General features: G+C 66.4%; 19 protein-coding genes. 13 read left to right on the forward strand and 6 right to left on the reverse strand.

Annotated elements, in window-relative coordinates:
* The first annotated feature begins 73 nt into the window (after positions 1-73).
* The 5 genes from PA6_RS03545 (at position 74) to PA6_RS03565 (ending at position 3,448) form a co-directional block, all read left to right on the forward strand.
* Positions 74-340 (forward strand): hypothetical protein, encoded by a 267-nt coding sequence (locus PA6_RS03545; protein WP_021699508.1) that lies wholly within the window; start codon positions 74-76, stop codon positions 338-340.
* A gap of 168 nt (positions 341-508) precedes the next feature.
* On the forward strand, positions 509-1,492 hold the full coding sequence (locus PA6_RS03550; RefSeq protein WP_021699509.1) for a GlxA family transcriptional regulator: 984 nt from the start codon (positions 509-511) through the stop codon (positions 1,490-1,492).
* A 17-nt stretch (positions 1,493-1,509) separates the two neighbouring features.
* Entirely contained in the window at positions 1,510-1,761 is a 252-nt protein-coding gene (locus PA6_RS03555) for a DUF1272 domain-containing protein (RefSeq protein ID WP_021699510.1), read from the forward strand.
* A 2-nt stretch (positions 1,762-1,763) separates the two neighbouring features.
* On the forward strand, positions 1,764-2,273 hold the full coding sequence (locus PA6_RS03560; RefSeq protein WP_021699511.1) for an HPP family protein: 510 nt from the start codon (positions 1,764-1,766) through the stop codon (positions 2,271-2,273).
* A gap of 8 nt (positions 2,274-2,281) precedes the next feature.
* Positions 2,282-3,448 carry an MFS transporter gene (locus PA6_RS03565; RefSeq protein WP_255209910.1) on the forward strand — a complete coding sequence of 389 codons (1,167 nt, stop codon included), beginning with the start codon at positions 2,282-2,284 and terminating at the stop codon, positions 3,446-3,448.
* Here PA6_RS03565 and PA6_RS03570 read toward each other — a convergent pair.
* Both PA6_RS03570 and PA6_RS03575 read right to left on the reverse strand, forming a co-directional pair.
* Positions 3,445-4,401, reverse strand: a complete 957-nt coding sequence (locus PA6_RS03570; protein ID WP_021699513.1) for a sensor domain-containing diguanylate cyclase — start codon at positions 4,399-4,401, stop codon at positions 3,445-3,447. The genes PA6_RS03565 and PA6_RS03570 overlap by 4 nt on opposite strands.
* A 3-nt stretch (positions 4,402-4,404) precedes the next feature.
* Positions 4,405-5,397, reverse strand: a complete 993-nt coding sequence (locus PA6_RS03575; RefSeq protein ID WP_021699514.1) for a response regulator — start codon at positions 5,395-5,397, stop codon at positions 4,405-4,407.
* Positions 5,398-5,663: 266 nt separating this feature from the next.
* Between PA6_RS03575 and PA6_RS03580 the strand changes: the two genes are divergently transcribed.
* On the forward strand, positions 5,664-6,206 hold the full coding sequence (locus PA6_RS03580) for a hypothetical protein (protein WP_021699515.1): 543 nt from the start codon (positions 5,664-5,666) through the stop codon (positions 6,204-6,206).
* Between the two features lie 15 nt (positions 6,207-6,221).
* Positions 6,222-6,671 (forward strand): hypothetical protein, encoded by a 450-nt coding sequence (locus tag PA6_RS03585; RefSeq protein WP_021699516.1) that lies wholly within the window; start codon positions 6,222-6,224, stop codon positions 6,669-6,671.
* A gap of 39 nt (positions 6,672-6,710) precedes the next feature.
* On the opposite strand, the gene PA6_RS03590 is transcribed toward PA6_RS03585, so the two are convergent.
* Positions 6,711-7,262 (reverse strand): pesticin C-terminus-like muramidase, encoded by a 552-nt coding sequence (locus tag PA6_RS03590; protein ID WP_021699517.1) that lies wholly within the window; start codon positions 7,260-7,262, stop codon positions 6,711-6,713.
* Between the two features lie 167 nt (positions 7,263-7,429).
* Here PA6_RS03590 and PA6_RS03595 point away from each other — a divergent pair, with 167 nt between their 5' ends.
* The 4 genes from PA6_RS03595 to PA6_RS22400 all read left to right on the forward strand — a co-directional run bounded on the left by PA6_RS03595 (position 7,430) and on the right by PA6_RS22400 (position 9,707).
* Positions 7,430-7,813 carry a Mor transcription activator family protein gene (locus PA6_RS03595; RefSeq protein ID WP_021699518.1) on the forward strand — a complete coding sequence of 128 codons (384 nt, stop codon included), beginning with the start codon at positions 7,430-7,432 and terminating at the stop codon, positions 7,811-7,813.
* Between the two features lie 81 nt (positions 7,814-7,894).
* Positions 7,895-8,554 carry a DUF2589 domain-containing protein gene (locus tag PA6_RS03600; RefSeq protein WP_021699519.1) on the forward strand — a complete coding sequence of 220 codons (660 nt, stop codon included), beginning with the start codon at positions 7,895-7,897 and terminating at the stop codon, positions 8,552-8,554.
* A gap of 63 nt (positions 8,555-8,617) precedes the next feature.
* Positions 8,618-9,184 carry a DUF2589 domain-containing protein gene (locus tag PA6_RS03605; RefSeq protein WP_021699520.1) on the forward strand — a complete coding sequence of 189 codons (567 nt, stop codon included), beginning with the start codon at positions 8,618-8,620 and terminating at the stop codon, positions 9,182-9,184.
* Position 9,185: 1 nt separating this feature from the next.
* A complete protein-coding gene (locus PA6_RS22400) occupies positions 9,186-9,707 on the forward strand; it encodes a hypothetical protein (protein ID WP_021699521.1) in 522 nt (173 codons plus the stop codon).
* Between the two features lie 20 nt (positions 9,708-9,727).
* Here PA6_RS22400 and PA6_RS03615 read toward each other — a convergent pair whose 3' ends face one another.
* Positions 9,728-10,138, reverse strand: a complete 411-nt coding sequence (locus PA6_RS03615) for a hypothetical protein (protein WP_021699522.1) — start codon at positions 10,136-10,138, stop codon at positions 9,728-9,730.
* A gap of 124 nt (positions 10,139-10,262) precedes the next feature.
* The gene (nfuA, locus tag PA6_RS03620; protein WP_021699523.1) at positions 10,263-10,847 is read right to left on the reverse strand and encodes a Fe-S biogenesis protein NfuA; all 585 of its coding nucleotides are present in this window, start codon (positions 10,845-10,847) and stop codon (positions 10,263-10,265) included.
* A 135-nt stretch (positions 10,848-10,982) separates the two neighbouring features.
* Here nfuA and PA6_RS03625 point away from each other — a divergent pair, with 135 nt between their 5' ends.
* Positions 10,983-11,933, forward strand: coding sequence for an adenosine deaminase (locus PA6_RS03625; protein ID WP_021699524.1), 951 nt, complete (start codon positions 10,983-10,985; stop codon positions 11,931-11,933).
* A gap of 42 nt (positions 11,934-11,975) precedes the next feature.
* A complete protein-coding gene (locus PA6_RS03630; RefSeq protein ID WP_021699525.1) occupies positions 11,976-12,764 on the forward strand; it encodes an outer membrane protein OmpK in 789 nt (262 codons plus the stop codon).
* Between the two features lie 116 nt (positions 12,765-12,880).
* Here PA6_RS03630 and PA6_RS03635 read toward each other — a convergent pair whose 3' ends face one another.
* The gene (locus PA6_RS03635; RefSeq protein ID WP_021699526.1) at positions 12,881-15,157 is read right to left on the reverse strand and encodes a fatty acid cis/trans isomerase; all 2,277 of its coding nucleotides are present in this window, start codon (positions 15,155-15,157) and stop codon (positions 12,881-12,883) included.
* Between the last annotated feature and the right edge of the window lie 24 nt (positions 15,158-15,181).

Genomic DNA, 15,181 nt, shown 5'->3' on the forward strand with positions numbered 1-15,181 from the left:
TTGTTCACAGGCCGCGGCAATACGTGCTTTCGCTGGCCAGATCGCACACTGGGCATCCTTGGAGAACAGACCCATGAACACCTCGCTCCGCGTCAACGAAGCTCTGCTCATCGCCGGCCGCGCCTTCCAGCCATTCCAGTGCGTGGCCTGGCAACCCCAGGACGGCACCGGCGTGATCACCCTGGCGGTGATCGACCGTACCAACCGCCGCCTCGGCCAGGCCCAGCTGGACAGCCGCACCTACGCCGATCCGGCGCAGCTGGCCGACGCCCTGACCCAGTCGCGCGAACAGCTCAGCCGTGACGGCTACGCCCTCGACCCGTGGAGCATGCCCGAGTAACACACACGCAAGTCCCCGGCCTGCCGCCACCCCGCGAAGCCCCCTCTGCCGCCAGGCGAGGGGGCTTCGCATTTTCCGGGCAGCGTCTGTCCATATCTGTGGGGTGATTGTCATTGTCGCCAACAGGCGATCCGCGCAGACTGCCTCCAGCTTCTGGAGGGAATCCCCATGCGCACCATTGCCAGCCTGATCTACCCGGACGTGATGAGCCTCGACGTCACCGGCCCGCTGCAGGTATTCGCCTCGGCCAACGTCGAGCTGCGCCGCCAGGGCCAGGCCGAAGCCTACCGCCTGCGCGTGCTGGGCGAGCAGGCGGGGCCGGTTGCGACCTCGGCCGGCTTCCAGCTAGTAGCCGAGCAGGCCTGGCGCGACTGCGCAGCGGCCGAGCTGGACACCCTGCTGGTGCCCGGCGGCCTGGGCGAGACGGCGCAGTGCGCCAACCAGCCGCTGCTGGCCTGGCTGCGCGCTGCCGAGCCGCAGGTCCGTCGCCTCGGCTCGGTGTGCTCCGGGGCACTGATCCTGGCGGCCGCCGGTCTGCTCGACGGGCGCCGCGCGACCACCCACTGGGCCGACGCGGCGGCACTGCGCCAGCATGCGGCTATCGAGGTCGATGGCGACCGCCTGCATACCTACGACCCCAGCGGCCGCGACGGTGACGCCCATGTGTTCACCTCGGCCGGGGTGACTGCCGGTATCGACCTGGCACTGGCCCTGGTCGAAGCCGATCTCGGCCGTCCGCTGGCCCTGGCAGTGGCCCGGCGCCTGGTGATGTTCCTAAGGCGCCCCGGTGGCCAGGCGCAGTTCAGCGCCCTGCTCGCCCCTGATGCCAGCCGCACGCCGCGCCTGCTCGGCCTGCTCGAGTGGATGGCACAGAACCTCGCCGCCGACCTGTCGCTGGAAGCCCTGGCGCAGCGCGCCCACCTGTCCAGCCGCAGCCTGTCGCGGCTGTTCGTGCAGGAACTGGGCATGGGCCCGGGACGCTATGTCGAACAGCTGCGCCTGGAAGCGGCACGCGGCCTGCTGCAGGACAGCGGCGCCTCGATCGGCACCGTGGCGCGGCTGACCGGCTTCCGCCACCCGGAAAACCTGCGCCGCACCTTTCACAAACACCTGTCGGTAAGTCCCCAGGACTACGCCGAACGCTTCGCCTGACACCCCAGGAGCCCCCCATGCTCGAACTACGCCCCGGCTGCGAATGCTGCGACCATGACCTGCCTGCAGACTCGCTGGACGCCCGCATCTGCTCCTTCGAATGCACCTTCTGCCGCGACTGCGCCGAGCAGCGCCTGCACAACCGCTGCCCGAACTGCGGCGGCGAGCTGGTGCGGCGGCCGATTCGCCCGGCTGACCGGCTGGCCCGCTTTCCCGCCGCCACCGCGCGCACCCACCACCCCGCCGGCTGCCCGGCAACAGAGGAATGATCATGCTCGAACTCCTGCGCAAACTGCGCGGCGACGCCGCCGCCCTGCCACCCCGCGCCAGCGGGCGGCAGATCGCCCTGGCCTGGCTCGGCGGCGCGCTGGCCATCGCCTGCGTTGCCAGCACCGCCGACTGGCTGTCGCTGAGCCTGCTGCTGGGCTCCTTCGGCGCCTCCTGCGTGCTGGTGTTCGGCTTTCCCGACCTGCCCTTCTCGCAACCGCGCAACCTGGTCGGCGGGCACGTCCTCAGCTCCCTGGTCGGCCTGATCCTGTTGCACGGCTGCGGCCCACAATGGTGGGCCCTGGCGCTGGCGGTCGGCACCGCGATTGCGCTGATGATGGCGACGCGCACCGTGCACCCGCCTGCCGGCTCCAATCCGGTGATCATCTTCCTCGCCCAGCCCGGCTGGGACTTCCTGCTGTTCCCCACCCTCACCGGGGCCCTGCTGCTGATGCTGGTGGCGCTGGTCTACAACAACGCCACGCGCGCCGTGCGCTACCCCAGGTACTGGTGATCACCATGCTGCTCCTGCGCAACCCCACCCTGCTGCGTCTGTTCCTCGCCCAGGCCCTGTTCTGGAGCTGCGCGATGATAGGCATCACCCTGACCTCGCTGGTCGGCCTGCAGCTGGCGCCGCTCAACGGCCTGGCCACCCTGCCGCTGGCGTTGCTGGTGCTGGGCTACCTGCTAGCGACCCAGCCACTGTCAGCCTTCATGCAGCGCCGCGGGCGCCGCGCCGGGCTGGTGCTGGGCGCCAGTGCCGGCATCCTCGGCGGCCTGCTCAGTGCGCTTGGCGTGTGGCTGGCGGATTTCTGGCTGTTCTGCCTGGGCGCCCTGCCCATCGGCGTGTACCAGGCCTCCGCCATGTACTACCGCTTCGCCGCCCTGGAGGCCGTGGACGCCGCGCACCAGGGTCGCGCCACCGCCTGGGTCATCGGCGGCGGCCTGTGCGCCGCGCTGCTGGCGCCCAGCCTCACGCTGTGGGCGCGCGATGCGCTAGAGCAGCCCTTCGTCGGCGCCTACCTGCTGGTCGCGCTGCTCGCCGCGCTGGCCATCCCTTTGCTCGCCGGGTTGCGCCAGGGCGCCCTGCCGCCGGCCACGAGCGGCGCGCTGGCGGCCATGCGCATGCTGCTGGCGCGGTCGACAGTGCGTGCGGCCATGGCCATCACGGCGATCGGCCACGGGCTGATGATTCTGGTAATGAACGCCACGCCGCTGGCCATGAGCTTCTGCGGCCTGCCGCTGGCGGCCGGCGCCGAGGTGATCCGCTGGCACATGGTCGGCATGTTCCTGCCGGCCTTCGTCGCCGGCCCGCTGGTCGACCGTCTGGGCTGCCAGCGCGTGGCCCTGCTGGGCATCGGCCTGCTGGCGGCGAGCGTCGCCATCGCCCTGAGCGGCGAGCTACAGCCCCACTTCCTGGCGTCGTCACTGCTGCTGGGGATGGGCTGGAACCTGATGCTGGTAGCCGGCACCACCCTGCTCGGCCAGGGCCACAGCGCGGCGGAGCGCGGCCAGGCGCAGGGCCTGATGGAGCTGGGCAACGGCACGGTGGCGGCGCTCGCCTCGTTTGCCTCCGGCGCGCTGCTCAGCGGCCTGGGCTGGAGCCCGCTGAACCTGGCGGCGCTGGGACTGCTGGCGCTGGCCCTGCTGTTGGTCGTCAGCGGCCCAAGGCAGGCGACGACGGCCTAGCCGCCGTGCACGCTAACCTGATTGCGCCCGCCATGCTTGGACTGGTAAAGGGCGCGATCGGCCCAGTCGATCAGTTGCTGGTGGTCCTGCGTGCGCTGGCCGAGGTCGGCCACGCCGAGGCTGATGGTGAAACGGATCTCCTGCCCCTCGTAGTCCACCACCAGTGCCTCCACCAGCTGGCGCAGGCGCTCGGCGAACAGCCGGGCGCCGATCTTGTCGACATCCGGCAGCAACACCACGAACTCCTCGCCACCATAGCGCCCGGCGATGTCGCTCTCGCGGATCACCTCGCGCACCACCTCGGCCACCAGCTGGATCACCTTGTCACCGGCCGGGTGGCCGTAGGTGTCGTTGATGCGCTTGAAGTGGTCGATGTCGAAGATCACCAGCGAAGCCATGCTGCCGTAACGGCAGTGGCGCGAGTACTCGCGGCGCAGCTCCTCCTCCCAATGGCCGCGATTGTTCAGGCCGGTGAGACGGTCGGTGCGCGACAGGTGCTTGAGCTGCTGGTTGGCCGACTGCAGCTGGTGCTTGTTGACCGCCACGCTGGTGACGTCGTAGATGATCAGGCAGACATGCTCGATGCGGCTGTTGGTGGCCAGCAGCGGCAGGATGGTGGTGTTCTGGTACATGAAGTCTTCCTGCCCGGTAATGGGCTGGTAGTTCTTGAAACGTACCAGGTAGGGGCGCTGCTCCCAGATGGTGAAGGCCGGCGTGCCGAGGGTCGCGACGCTGTCCACCTTGTGGCGGAACCAGTCTTCCTCGACCTCGGGGAACAGCTCGAAGAAGGATTTCTGCAGCACGTCCTCCGGCGGACGCCCGGAGCGGTTCTCCATGAAGCCGTTCCAAACCTCCACACGGAACTGGCGGTCCAGCACCACCACGCCGACGTCGATGCTCTGCACGATCGTCAGCAACCAGTGGAACTCATTGAGGTCGGCGGTTTCGGCCATGGGTCAACCCATCATGTAGGCGAGTTTCTTGGTCAGCAGCGGTACCGAGTCCTCGGTGAACAGCAGCATCAGGTCGAAGTGGATATTGTGCCCCTCGATGCTGTAGCTGAACTCCACCGCCAGGGTCTTGCGCCAGCGCTGCTGGTTGAGCCGGATCAGCTCGTCGATCGACGAGTGCTGGCCGAGGACCTGCGGGTGGCCCTGGGAAAACTTGATGTTGATCTGCTCGGCGATGCCGCTCAGGCAGGCGCCGATCACCACGCTGGACATGTCCAGCAGCATTTCCATGGCGGAGTTCTCGCTGGCACTGCGGCGCAGCAGCTTGGCCATGTCGGTCACTTCCGAGTCATGGAAGATCAGCAGCGCCTCGCCGGCGATGCCGCCGCCGATATAGCCCTGGCAGATGGCGGTGAGGCGATCGTCGCTCTGCGCATCGGCCAGCGCCATGTGCAGCTCGCTCACTTCGAGGATATTGACGTTGGGTACCGGCAGCTCGACGAACACCCCCAGCACCCGCGCCAGCAGCGCGGCGGCGCGCCCCATGGCAACGTTGATGACTTCACGGAAGGCATCGCGGAAATTGACCTTGGGCTCGACCAGCAGCACTGGCGGCGCGCCCGCCTCGCCGCTGTACAGGCCCAGGCGCTGCAGGGTCTCGCGCATCAGCGTGGCATCGGCCGGTTTCTTCAGGAAGGCCAGCGCACCCAGCTCGGTGACGCGCCTGACAGCCTCGTCCTGCACATCGCCGGAGACCACGATGACCTTGCACGCCAGGCCTTCTTCGCGCAGCCCGGCGAGCACGCCGTAGCCGTCCAGCTGTGGCATCGTCAGGTCGAGCAGGAGCAGCTCGATGCCGCCCTGGCGGATGCGCTGCAGCGCCTCCACGCCGTTGGTGGCCTGGCTGACCTCGACCGGCCACTCCGGCGGCAAGGCACGCAACAGCTGCTTGCGCGCCATCGCGGAGTCGTCACAGACCAGCAGGGAAGTGGTTGCCATCGGCAGAAGCCTCGAACACGGGGCAGGTGAAGGGTAGCGGCTCTCTTCTTGTTAGCACTCCCGCCGCGCGGAGTCACGCCGCCGCGGCAAAGGGCGCCACAAGGAAACATGTTTGCCGGCGGTTTGCCATATCACTATGCCATCACCCTCTTCATTTGCGACATCGCGCACGCTTGACCTGAAGCCTTTCCCTCTGCAGGGCCGCCGAAGCGGCTGCAAGCATGACGGCTGCCCGACCGTCCGGGCTTTTGATCGAGGAGCCAGAGATGACCATCATCGTCACCGGCAGGAAGCTGGACCAGAGCGTCGCCGAAGATGCCTTTCGCGATGCCTGCCAGTACCTGCGCCAGTCCCGCTTCGCCGCCTTCCTGCTCAACGAGCTGATGACCGTGCCGCAGCTGCTGCACATCGAGGTCACGGCCAGCCCCCTGAGCCGCAACAAGGATGCCTGGCGCCGGCCGAAGAACAGCGAGCCGCACAGCGCCGGTCGCCTGCTGTGGAACCTTTCCAGCGGCTACTTCGCCGGCGAGCACGGCAACACCCGCCCCGGCCTCGGCGAGCTGGAGCGCCACCAGGCCCGAGCTCATGGCGACCAGCTCAGCCACATCAGCCCGGCCCTGGTGCTGATGCACGAGCTGGGCAAGGCCTACCAGTACCTCATCGAGAAGGCAGGCTTTCAGCGCTATCTGAGCCGCGACATGCGCGCGCAGATCCACAACCTGAACCTCCACGCCATCGACAACGCCGTGGCCCTGCAACTGTGGGACAAGGCCTACCCGGAAAACCACCGCCGCCTCGTGCTGCCCTGAGACAAGGAGTCCACCATGCTTATCCGTACCCTCTGCTGTGCCCTCGCCCTGCACGTCGGCAGCGCCCATGCCCTGCAGACCGATACCCTGCCCGCCACCCGCCTGGCTGAGCTTTCCAGCGAGCTGGCCAGCGCCGCCGGCAGCAGCCAGTGGCAGCAGTTGTGGAAGCGCACCCGCGATGCCGGGCACTTCCAGTCCAGCGGCGAACAGGCACGCTTCATCCTGCCGATGACTGTGATTCCCGAACTGGTGCGCGACACCCTGGCCAAGGCCGATAGCACTACGCCGCAGAAGTCCACCCTGGTGCTGTACCGGCGCGATTTCGCGCCGCGCGTGACCGGGGTCGAGGCCCTGCAGGACGTCACCGCCATCTGCCTGCAGGTGGACTGGCGCAGCGTGCCCGACAACCCGCAGCCGGAGCAGCTGATCGGCGCCAACCTGCTGCTCACCTACCCCTGCCACTGAAGACACGGGGCGCGGTTTCGCCGCGCCCCGCGCTTTGCCTCAAAGCAGCGTGCCCAGCAATGCGGCCTCCTGACGCCTGCGGGTGGCGTAGCGATCACCGAAGTTCTGCAGGTTGGCGCAGGCCGCGGCCCAGTCGTGAGCCACCACCTGCTTCCAGAAGTTCGGCGTGCGCGACGCCAGATCACCGTACTGGAAGGCCACCGATGCGATCACCGTCTGCGCCGCCGTCGGCAAGGCGCCGAAGTCGCCGCCGCTGGCCTTGGTGTAGGCGGCAGCCAGGCGTTCGATGAAGGGCCGCTTGAAGGCTTCGTCGATCGCCTCGGCCTCGGCCGCGCTGACCGTCAGCGGCTGCTGCGCCAGCCTGGCCGCCGCCTGCTGGCCGGTCAGGCCGAGGTAGGGGCTGAGGCGCTGCACCAAGCCAGCGTCCAACCCGAGCGATTGCAGGTCCTGCAGATGACGCTGGCCCAGGTCGAAACCGATGGCGATGGTCACCCCGCTGCGGCTGTTGGCGGCATCCGGCACATAGCCGCGGGTGGCGGGCCCACCCTCCAGGCGAGCGATGAAAGTGAAGTCGATGGTGTAACGGGACATGGCAGTTCTCCTTGAATGAAGGGGCAACCAGTCCAACACCCACGCAGGAGTACACATCAGCTTGAACAATTTCCTGACCAATCAGGGGGGATATTTCCCCATTAACCCGCAGGCCAGAGCGTCCCTAGCATCCTTGCGAGTCCACAAGACCAACAAGGAGCAAGACCATGGACGAGCATGACCTCAAGCAGGTCGATGTCAGACAACTGCCCCACTCGCTGCAAGAACTGATCGAATGCGTCGGTCTGGAAAATGCCTACCGGCTGACCAGCTGCTTCGGCGGACGTCCGAAGTACATTCCCAAGTTCCCTTCCCGATCCTCCCTCACCCTGATCCTTCCCCCGGAAGCCCTCTGCGCCCTGATCGAGCGCTACGCCGGCCTGTCCATCGAGATTCCCAAGGTGGACCACTTCCTGCGCCAGATCCGCAACCAGCAGATCTTCCAGGAAAGCTGTGACGGCCTCTCACGCAGTGCCCTGGCCGACAAGTACGGCCTCAGCCTGCGCCAGATCGGCAACATCCGCCGCCAGGAACACGCAACTCACAGGTAACCAGTTCCCGCTGAATCCAGGGCGCCCGCAGTCATAGCCTGGAATTGCGCAAATTCGCGCAACTTATAAGGAGATTGACACATGTCACAGATAGATACCGGCCTGATCGGCTCCGTTATCAATGCCCTGCCTCTCGACCGGATGATCTCCGGGCCGCTGCAGGCGATGATCGCCGCCCAGGTCCAGGCCAGTAAGGCCTACGCCGACTTCCTGCTGACCGTATGTATCCAGGACGGCAAAGCGGTATCCGTGCAGTTCGACTATGACGAGACGTTGGTCGACGAGAACGGCGTGTACCAGGGCACGGTGACCAAGAAGATGCGCATTCCGCTGCTGGCGGCCATCAGTCACCCGAACATCACCGTCGAAGAAGGCACCATCGACTTCGAGCTGACCATCAACCAGATGGCCGAGGACACCAGCGAAACCGCCGCCGAAGGCAGCTTCGAAGCCAAGCTCGGCTGGGGCCCCTTCAGCCTCACCGTCAAAGGCTCGGTCAGCCACAAGTCGACCCAGACCCGCAAGACCGACACCCGGGCGCGCTATGCGATCCACACCAAGATCGCGCGCCAGGATCCGCCGGAAGCCCTGATGCGGGTCATCGACTTCCTCACCGACGCGGCAACCAAGCCGGTGATGCTGCCCAATGCGCAGGCTGCCAACAAGGATGCCCTGCCCACCGACGCCGTACTGCCCGATCCGTCCAAGCCTCAGGCGGACCCTCAGAAGAAAGGCGGCTAAGCCCCGCAACCGACCCCGCCGCCAGGCGGGGTCACCCTTCCCCCACACGCAAGGAGCCCCATAATGGCGCTGTTTTCCAAGAAGGAACCGATGACTGCCAGCGACCTCAGCCACATCACCCGTGGCTTGCACCAGGCGGCGGCCGCCACCCACCAGGTAATCGCCCAGCAGTACATCAAGCTGTTCGACCAGTTCTTCGACTACGACCCCAACGACCTCGGCACGCCGATGAAGGCCAAGATGGTCGAAGTAGCCCTGGACGAAGGACACACCCTCAATATTCCGCTGATCACCCTGGTAGCGCCGCGCGGACTGGCACTGGCCGCGATGAAGGTCGATCTGTCGGTGAAGATGCAGGGCACCGAGCTGGAGAAGGCGCGCGACAATCTGCAGAACGGCGAACTGGCCAGCGAGCGCTTCTTCGTTACCTTCGGCCAGGACAAGCGCAAGGACCAGCAGCGCGATCCGGACGAAATCGCCATCAGCATGGTGTTCAAGGCCTGCGAGCCGCCGGAAGCGGTCAACCGCCTGCTCGAGGAGTACACCAACCTGATCAGCCCGATCCGCGCCCAGCCGCCTGCCAGCGCCCCGCAGCCCGGCGCGAGCGAAGGCGAGGCGACTTCCGGTTGAGATGTTCGCCCTGCTCGCCGGCCTGCTCTACGGCCTGACGGCAGCAGCCTGGCTGCTGTTCTGGCACCGGGCCATGGCCGCGCCGGTGCTGCTGCGCCGCTATCCGCTGCTACGCGCGCCCTGGTTCGGCGGCACTGTCGTGCAGCTGGCCGCGGCCCTGCTGGCGATTCAGCACGGCGCCGCACCGGGCGGCGAATTCGAAGCGGTACTGTTCGACGTGCTGCACAGCCGTGCCGACCTGGTGCTGTCTGCCTCGGCCAGCATCCTGGTGGTGGCCACGGTGGTCTACGGCGTCAACCAGCAGACGCCACCACGCCCCTTCATGCGCCTGATGTCCTTCGCCCTGGTGGCGCTGCTCGGCTTCATGCTGCCGGTGATCTGGATACCCCCGCAGCATGAGGAATGGATGCAGCTGCTGCGCCACGTACAGACCGCCTCGTTCAACTGGGGCCTGTTTCTGATGTGTGCCGGCCTGCTGATCCTGCTGGAGGACCTGATCCAGCAAAGCGCCGCGGACGACTAGCCGCGGCGCCGCTTGCTCCGTCAGTCAGAGCCCAGAGTCATGTTGCGATCGCCGCTGCTGGCAGTGATGCGCCAGCGCTGACCAAGGGCATAGAACACCCCGAGGCCGCCGAAGAAGGCCATGAACACCCCGCCGGCCAGCAACACCCAGAGCTCCTTGGTCTCGCCGGGATCGGCGGCGGCCTCGTGGATCATCCACAGCCCCATCGCCGACAGGCACAGGCCGACGCCCACGCCCAGCAGAGTGCGCAGGCGGGTGGCGGAATGGCCATGGTGCCTGTGGATCAGCTCCACCAGCTGTTCCAGGTCATGACGACCGACCCCAACCTCGGCGTCATCCTCGATTTCCACGCCGCCGTAGATCAGGTGCAGGCGCACGGCCTGGTCCAGCCAGCCGGAGTCGCTGGTATGCACAATGATGGTCTTGCTCATGCTCAAGCTCCTTGCAGGATTGGAGCACCAGCCTTGCCCGCCTGGGGCACGCGCAGCAGCGGGAGTGATTTCCCCGGCAACGAAAAAGGCGCCCGCAGGCGCCTTTCTTGGTATCCGGGAGCGCTTAGTAGTAAGCGTTCTCGCGGTTGCTGTGGTCGGTCACGTCACGCACGCCCTTGAGCTCGGGGATACGCTCCAGCAGGGTCTTCTCGATACCCTCCTTGAGCGTGTAGTCGGCCTGACCGCAGCCCTGGCAGCCACCGCCAAAACGCAGCACGGCGATGCCTTCCTCGACCACGTCGACCAGGGTCACCTGGCCGCCATGGCTGGCCAGGCCCGGGTTGATCTCGGTCTGCAGGTAGTAGTTGATACGCTCGGTGATCGGGCTATCCTCGTTGACCATCGGCACCTTGGCGTTCGGCGCCTTGATGGTCAGCTGGCCGCCCATGCGGTCGGTGGCATAGTCGACCACGGCATCTTCCAGGAACGGTTCGCTGACGGCGTCGATCCAGGCGGTGAAGTCCTTCAGCGCCAGGGCGGTGTCCTCGGGTTTCTGCTCGCCCGGCTTGCAGTAGGCAATGCAGGTTTCCGCGTAGGGCGTGCCGGGCTGGGTGATGAAGACGCGGATGCCGATGCCGGTGGTGTTCTGCTTCTTCAGCAGATCGGCCAGATAATCGTGGGCGGCTTCGGTAATGGTGATGGCGCTCATGGCAACTCCTCGCAAACGTGGCGCCAGTGTACGCCAATAGCCGCCACCGGATAAAGTCCTAGTGTTTTAGTAGGAATAATTCCCAGCGCCGAGTCCGCTAGAATGGGCGCTCGATCACCCAGAGTTTGCCGCACCATGACCGACTGGATCACCGCCCTGCCCAAGGCCGAGCTGCACCTGCACCTGGAGGGCTCGCTGGAGCCGGAACTGCTGTTCGCGCTAGCCGAGCGCAACCGCATCGCCCTGCCCTGGGCCGATGTGGAAGCCCTGCGCAGCGCCTACGCCTTCAACAACCTGCAGGAATTCCTCGACCTCTACTATCAGGGCGCCAATGTCCTGCGCACCGAGCAGGACTTCTACGACCTGACCTGGGCCTACCTGCTCAAGTGCCAGGAACAGGGCGTCATCCACACCGAGCCGTTCTTCGACCCGCAGACTCACACCGACCGCGGCATTCCCTTCGAGGTGGTGCTGCGCGGCATCCAGCAGGCGCTGGTCGATGGCGAGAAGCAGCTCGGCATCAGTCATGGCCTGATTCTCAGCTTCCTCCGTCACCTGCCCGAGGAAGCAGCCTTCAAGACCCTGGAGCAGGCCATGCCGTTCCGCGACGCCTTCGTCGCCGTCGGCCTGGACAGCTCGGAGATGGGCTTCCCGCCGCGCCTGTTCGAGCGCGTATTCGCCAAGGCCCGCAGCGAAGGCTTGCACGCGGTAGCGCATGCCGGCGAGGAAGGCCCGCCCGAGTACATCTGGGAGGCGCTGGACCTGCTCAAGATCGAGCGCATCGACCACGGCGTGCGCGCCATCGAGGACGAGCGCCTGATGCAGCGCATCATCGACGAGCAGATCCCGCTGACCGTCTGCCCGCTATCCAACATCAAGCTCTGCGTGTTCGACCACATGCGTCAACACAACATCCTGACCATGCTCGAACGTGGCGTGAAAGTGACGGTGAACTCGGACGACCCGGCCTACTTCGGCGGCTATGTCGGCGAGAACTTCGCCGCCCTGGAGCGCGACCTGGGCATGACCCGCGAGCAGGCCGCCCGTCTGGCCAGCAACAGCCTCGAGGCAAGACTGGTAAAGTAGCGCGCTTTTTTTCGCCCACCCAGTCAAGAACCGGAGTTGTAGATGTCCCGTTTCGCCCTCGGCCTGAGCCTGGCCGCCACCCTCGCAAGCGGCCAAGCACTGGCCGCCGACCTGCTGCAATGGCAGGACAACAGCCTGACCTACCTCAACGGCATCGACTTCAAGGTCGACCCGCCCAAGCAGCAGACCGTCACCTTCGAGCACGCCAGCGGCTGGAGCTTCGGCGACCTGTTCGTCTTCGTCGATGGCATCAAGTACAACACCGAGGCCACCAACGGCGCCGGTGACGGCCACACCTTCTACGGTGAGATCAGCCCGCGTCTGTCGCTGGGCAAGATCAGCGGTGCCGACCTGTCGTTCGGCCCGGTCAAGGATGTGCTGCTGGCCGCCACCTACGAGTTCGGCGAGGACGATGTCGACTCCTACCTGCTCGGCCCGGCCGTCGACCTGAACATCCCAGGCTTCGACTACTTCCAGCTCAACACCTACCTGCGCACCACCGACGGCCGCCGCGACGGTGACAACGTCTGGCAGATCACCCCGGTGTGGAGCTACACCATCCCGGTCGGCGACTCGGACCTGGTGATCGACGGCTTCATGGACTGGGTGGTGGACAACGACGACAGCTACCACGCCAACCTGCACTTCAACCCGCAGATCAAGTACGACCTGGCCAAGGCCATGGGCTGGGGCAAGCGCTTCTATGTGGGCGTCGAGTACGACTACTGGAGCGACAAGTACGGCATCGACGACAACGGCTTCGTCGGCTCGGAAATCCTTGGCGGCACCGACCAGAGCGCCATCAGCCTGCTGGCCAAGGCGCATTTCTAAGCGCTACCGCTGCACAAGAAAGCCCGCCATACGGCGGGCTTTTTCATGGGCGCTCGGTACAGGGGGCAACCCGCGAGAGCCGCAGCGCGGGTTGCACCCGCCCTAGGTGGTGCACCTCAGAGGTTCTGGTAGCGGTTCATGTCCAGCACGCCCGCCTCCACCGGTTCGGTCTCCTGGATATAGGCCGACAGGTCATGGAAGTAGTGCCAGAACTGCGGATGGCTGCGGCGGATGCCCCAGCGCGCCACCACCTTGTCGAAGGCAGCCGGGTCGCGGGCCTGCTCCAGCTGCGAGACGAACTCCGGCACCTCGCCAGCCCTGAGGCTGAACATGAAGTTCGGATAGCTGGTCAGCACGCCCGGGTATACCGTCAGGGTGTCCAGCCCGGGCTGATAGCGCAGCGACTCGCCGGCCATGAAGGCCACGTTGCTGTGCGCGCGGTTGCGCAGCAGGCTGTAGACCTCGCGCTGGCCGTCGGCACGCTCGACACGCAGCAGTGTCGCCTCGGGCAACTGGTCGATCACCTTGAGCCCACCGGCCGGGCGCCCGGTCAGGCGGCTCAGCGCCTGCTCGGCATCCTCCAGATCGGCTGGCAAGCCGGTTCTGTGGCACTCGGCGCCGGTGCAGCGGTTGATCGGGTCGGGGCGAGCATTGAGCGTGTCGTAACGCTCCAGCAGCGAGCGGGCGAACGCGCCCTTGGCCCCCAGCTCCGGCAGCTGCATGGCGCTCGGCGTGTCGACATCGGCCTCGGTGTAGTCCAGCCACATCTTCAGCTTGCCGCTGTTCTGGTACCAGTCATCCAGGTAGGCCTGGCGCGACTGCGGCGGCAACAGACGGAGGAAGTTCAGCTCGGCGCCGTTGCGGATCAGGTCGAAGTACAGCCGCGTCTGCGCCTGGTGGGCGACATTGCCGAATACGTCGAAGTTGACCACCAGCTGGTAGTAGGTGCGCTCGAACAGCGGGTAGTCCAACAGCCACAGGGTCTGCGGGATCTCGCCGATCAGGCCCTTGCGCACCATGGCGCTGTCGTGATGGCGGTAGATCGACAGCAGCGCATTGTCGTTGCCGGCCCACAGGTGCGACCAGCTGGGCGGCGTCGCTTCGGCATAGGTGTCGCGGCGCAGCTCCTCATACTGGTTGCGCTTGTCCCGGTAGGCCTTCCACAGCCCCAGCAGGTCGCCGATCTCGTCGAACTGCCCGGGCATGGCCAGCAGCGGCGTAGCCTCGGCGCGGTAGCCGGCATCGGTGATGTAGAGGTCGTGGTGCGGGTCCTGGAACACCGCCCAGAAGTTGTCGCGGATCACGTCGGTGGCGATCTGCCCGCGGCACACCGGCCCGCGGATAAAGGTGCGCACGAAGTACTCAGCGTTATCCAGCATGAACTGGTAGCGCGCCTCGGCAGGAATCGCCTGGAAGGTCTCGAAGGGGTTGGCGCGCCGCTGCGCGCCGTAGCCGGGTACCGCATCCACTGTCCAGTCGCTGGCGTAGAACAGCTCGCGCACCCGCTCCAGCTTCTTCGCGCTGAGCGGATAGGTGATATGGGTCTTGTGCACGATGACGCCCTGGATCGGCCACAGCCGGTAGTACACCTCGGTGCCCGGGTCGTCATTGGGGCGGCGCGTGGCAATCGGGTCGATCGGCTGGCCGCTGGGCGTGCGTGAGCGCACCAGTTGGAAGAAATGCCCCGGCTCGCCACCCTCGAAGTACAGGTGGGCGAGGAACAGGTGCTCGAACAGCCAGCGATTGACCAGGCTCTCGCGCGCGCCGGGAGCATTGAGGAAGCGCTCCCACTCGGCGATCTGCTTCTGCTCCATGACAGAGGCCTGCAGCGTCTGCTGCTCTACCGGGGCACCCTGCTCCACCCAGCGCTGCAGGGTGTTGTATTCGGCGTCACTGAGGCCGGTGACGGCAAAGGGCATGCCGGCGTGGGCGAACTTCTTCGCGTAGGCCTCGAACTCGCCCGGCAGTGGGCACTGGTTGTCGCGGCCGATGGAGATATCCAGGTCCGCCGGCAGCTTGGCATTCGGCACCGGTGGATTATTGCGCCCCAGCTCCAGCATGCGCGCGATCAGCGCCGCCTGGCCGGCCTGCGGATTCAACACCGAATGAAAGCCCTTGGCGCGCCACGCCGCCTCGCCATGCGCGTCGAGGTACAGGCGTGTGGTGGCCTGAGCCTTGGTGCGCACGCCGTCGTATACCGGAAGCCTGCTGGCACCGCGCTGCACGCCTTCACCGCTGCCCAGGTTGAGCTGGCAAGGCGAGTCGTAGCAGGCGTGGCAGGCCACGCATTTGTGGGTAAGGATCGGCTGCACATCACGGTTGTAGGAGACTGGCTCGGCAGCGAACACAGGCGCGCACAGCAGCGCCAGTGGCGCGAGAAAACGACGGAGCATGGGCAAAATCCTTATGCGGCGATC

It is taken from the genome of Aquipseudomonas alcaligenes NBRC 14159, assembly GCF_000467105.1.
Lineage (GTDB): Bacteria > Pseudomonadota > Gammaproteobacteria > Pseudomonadales > Pseudomonadaceae > Aquipseudomonas > Aquipseudomonas alcaligenes.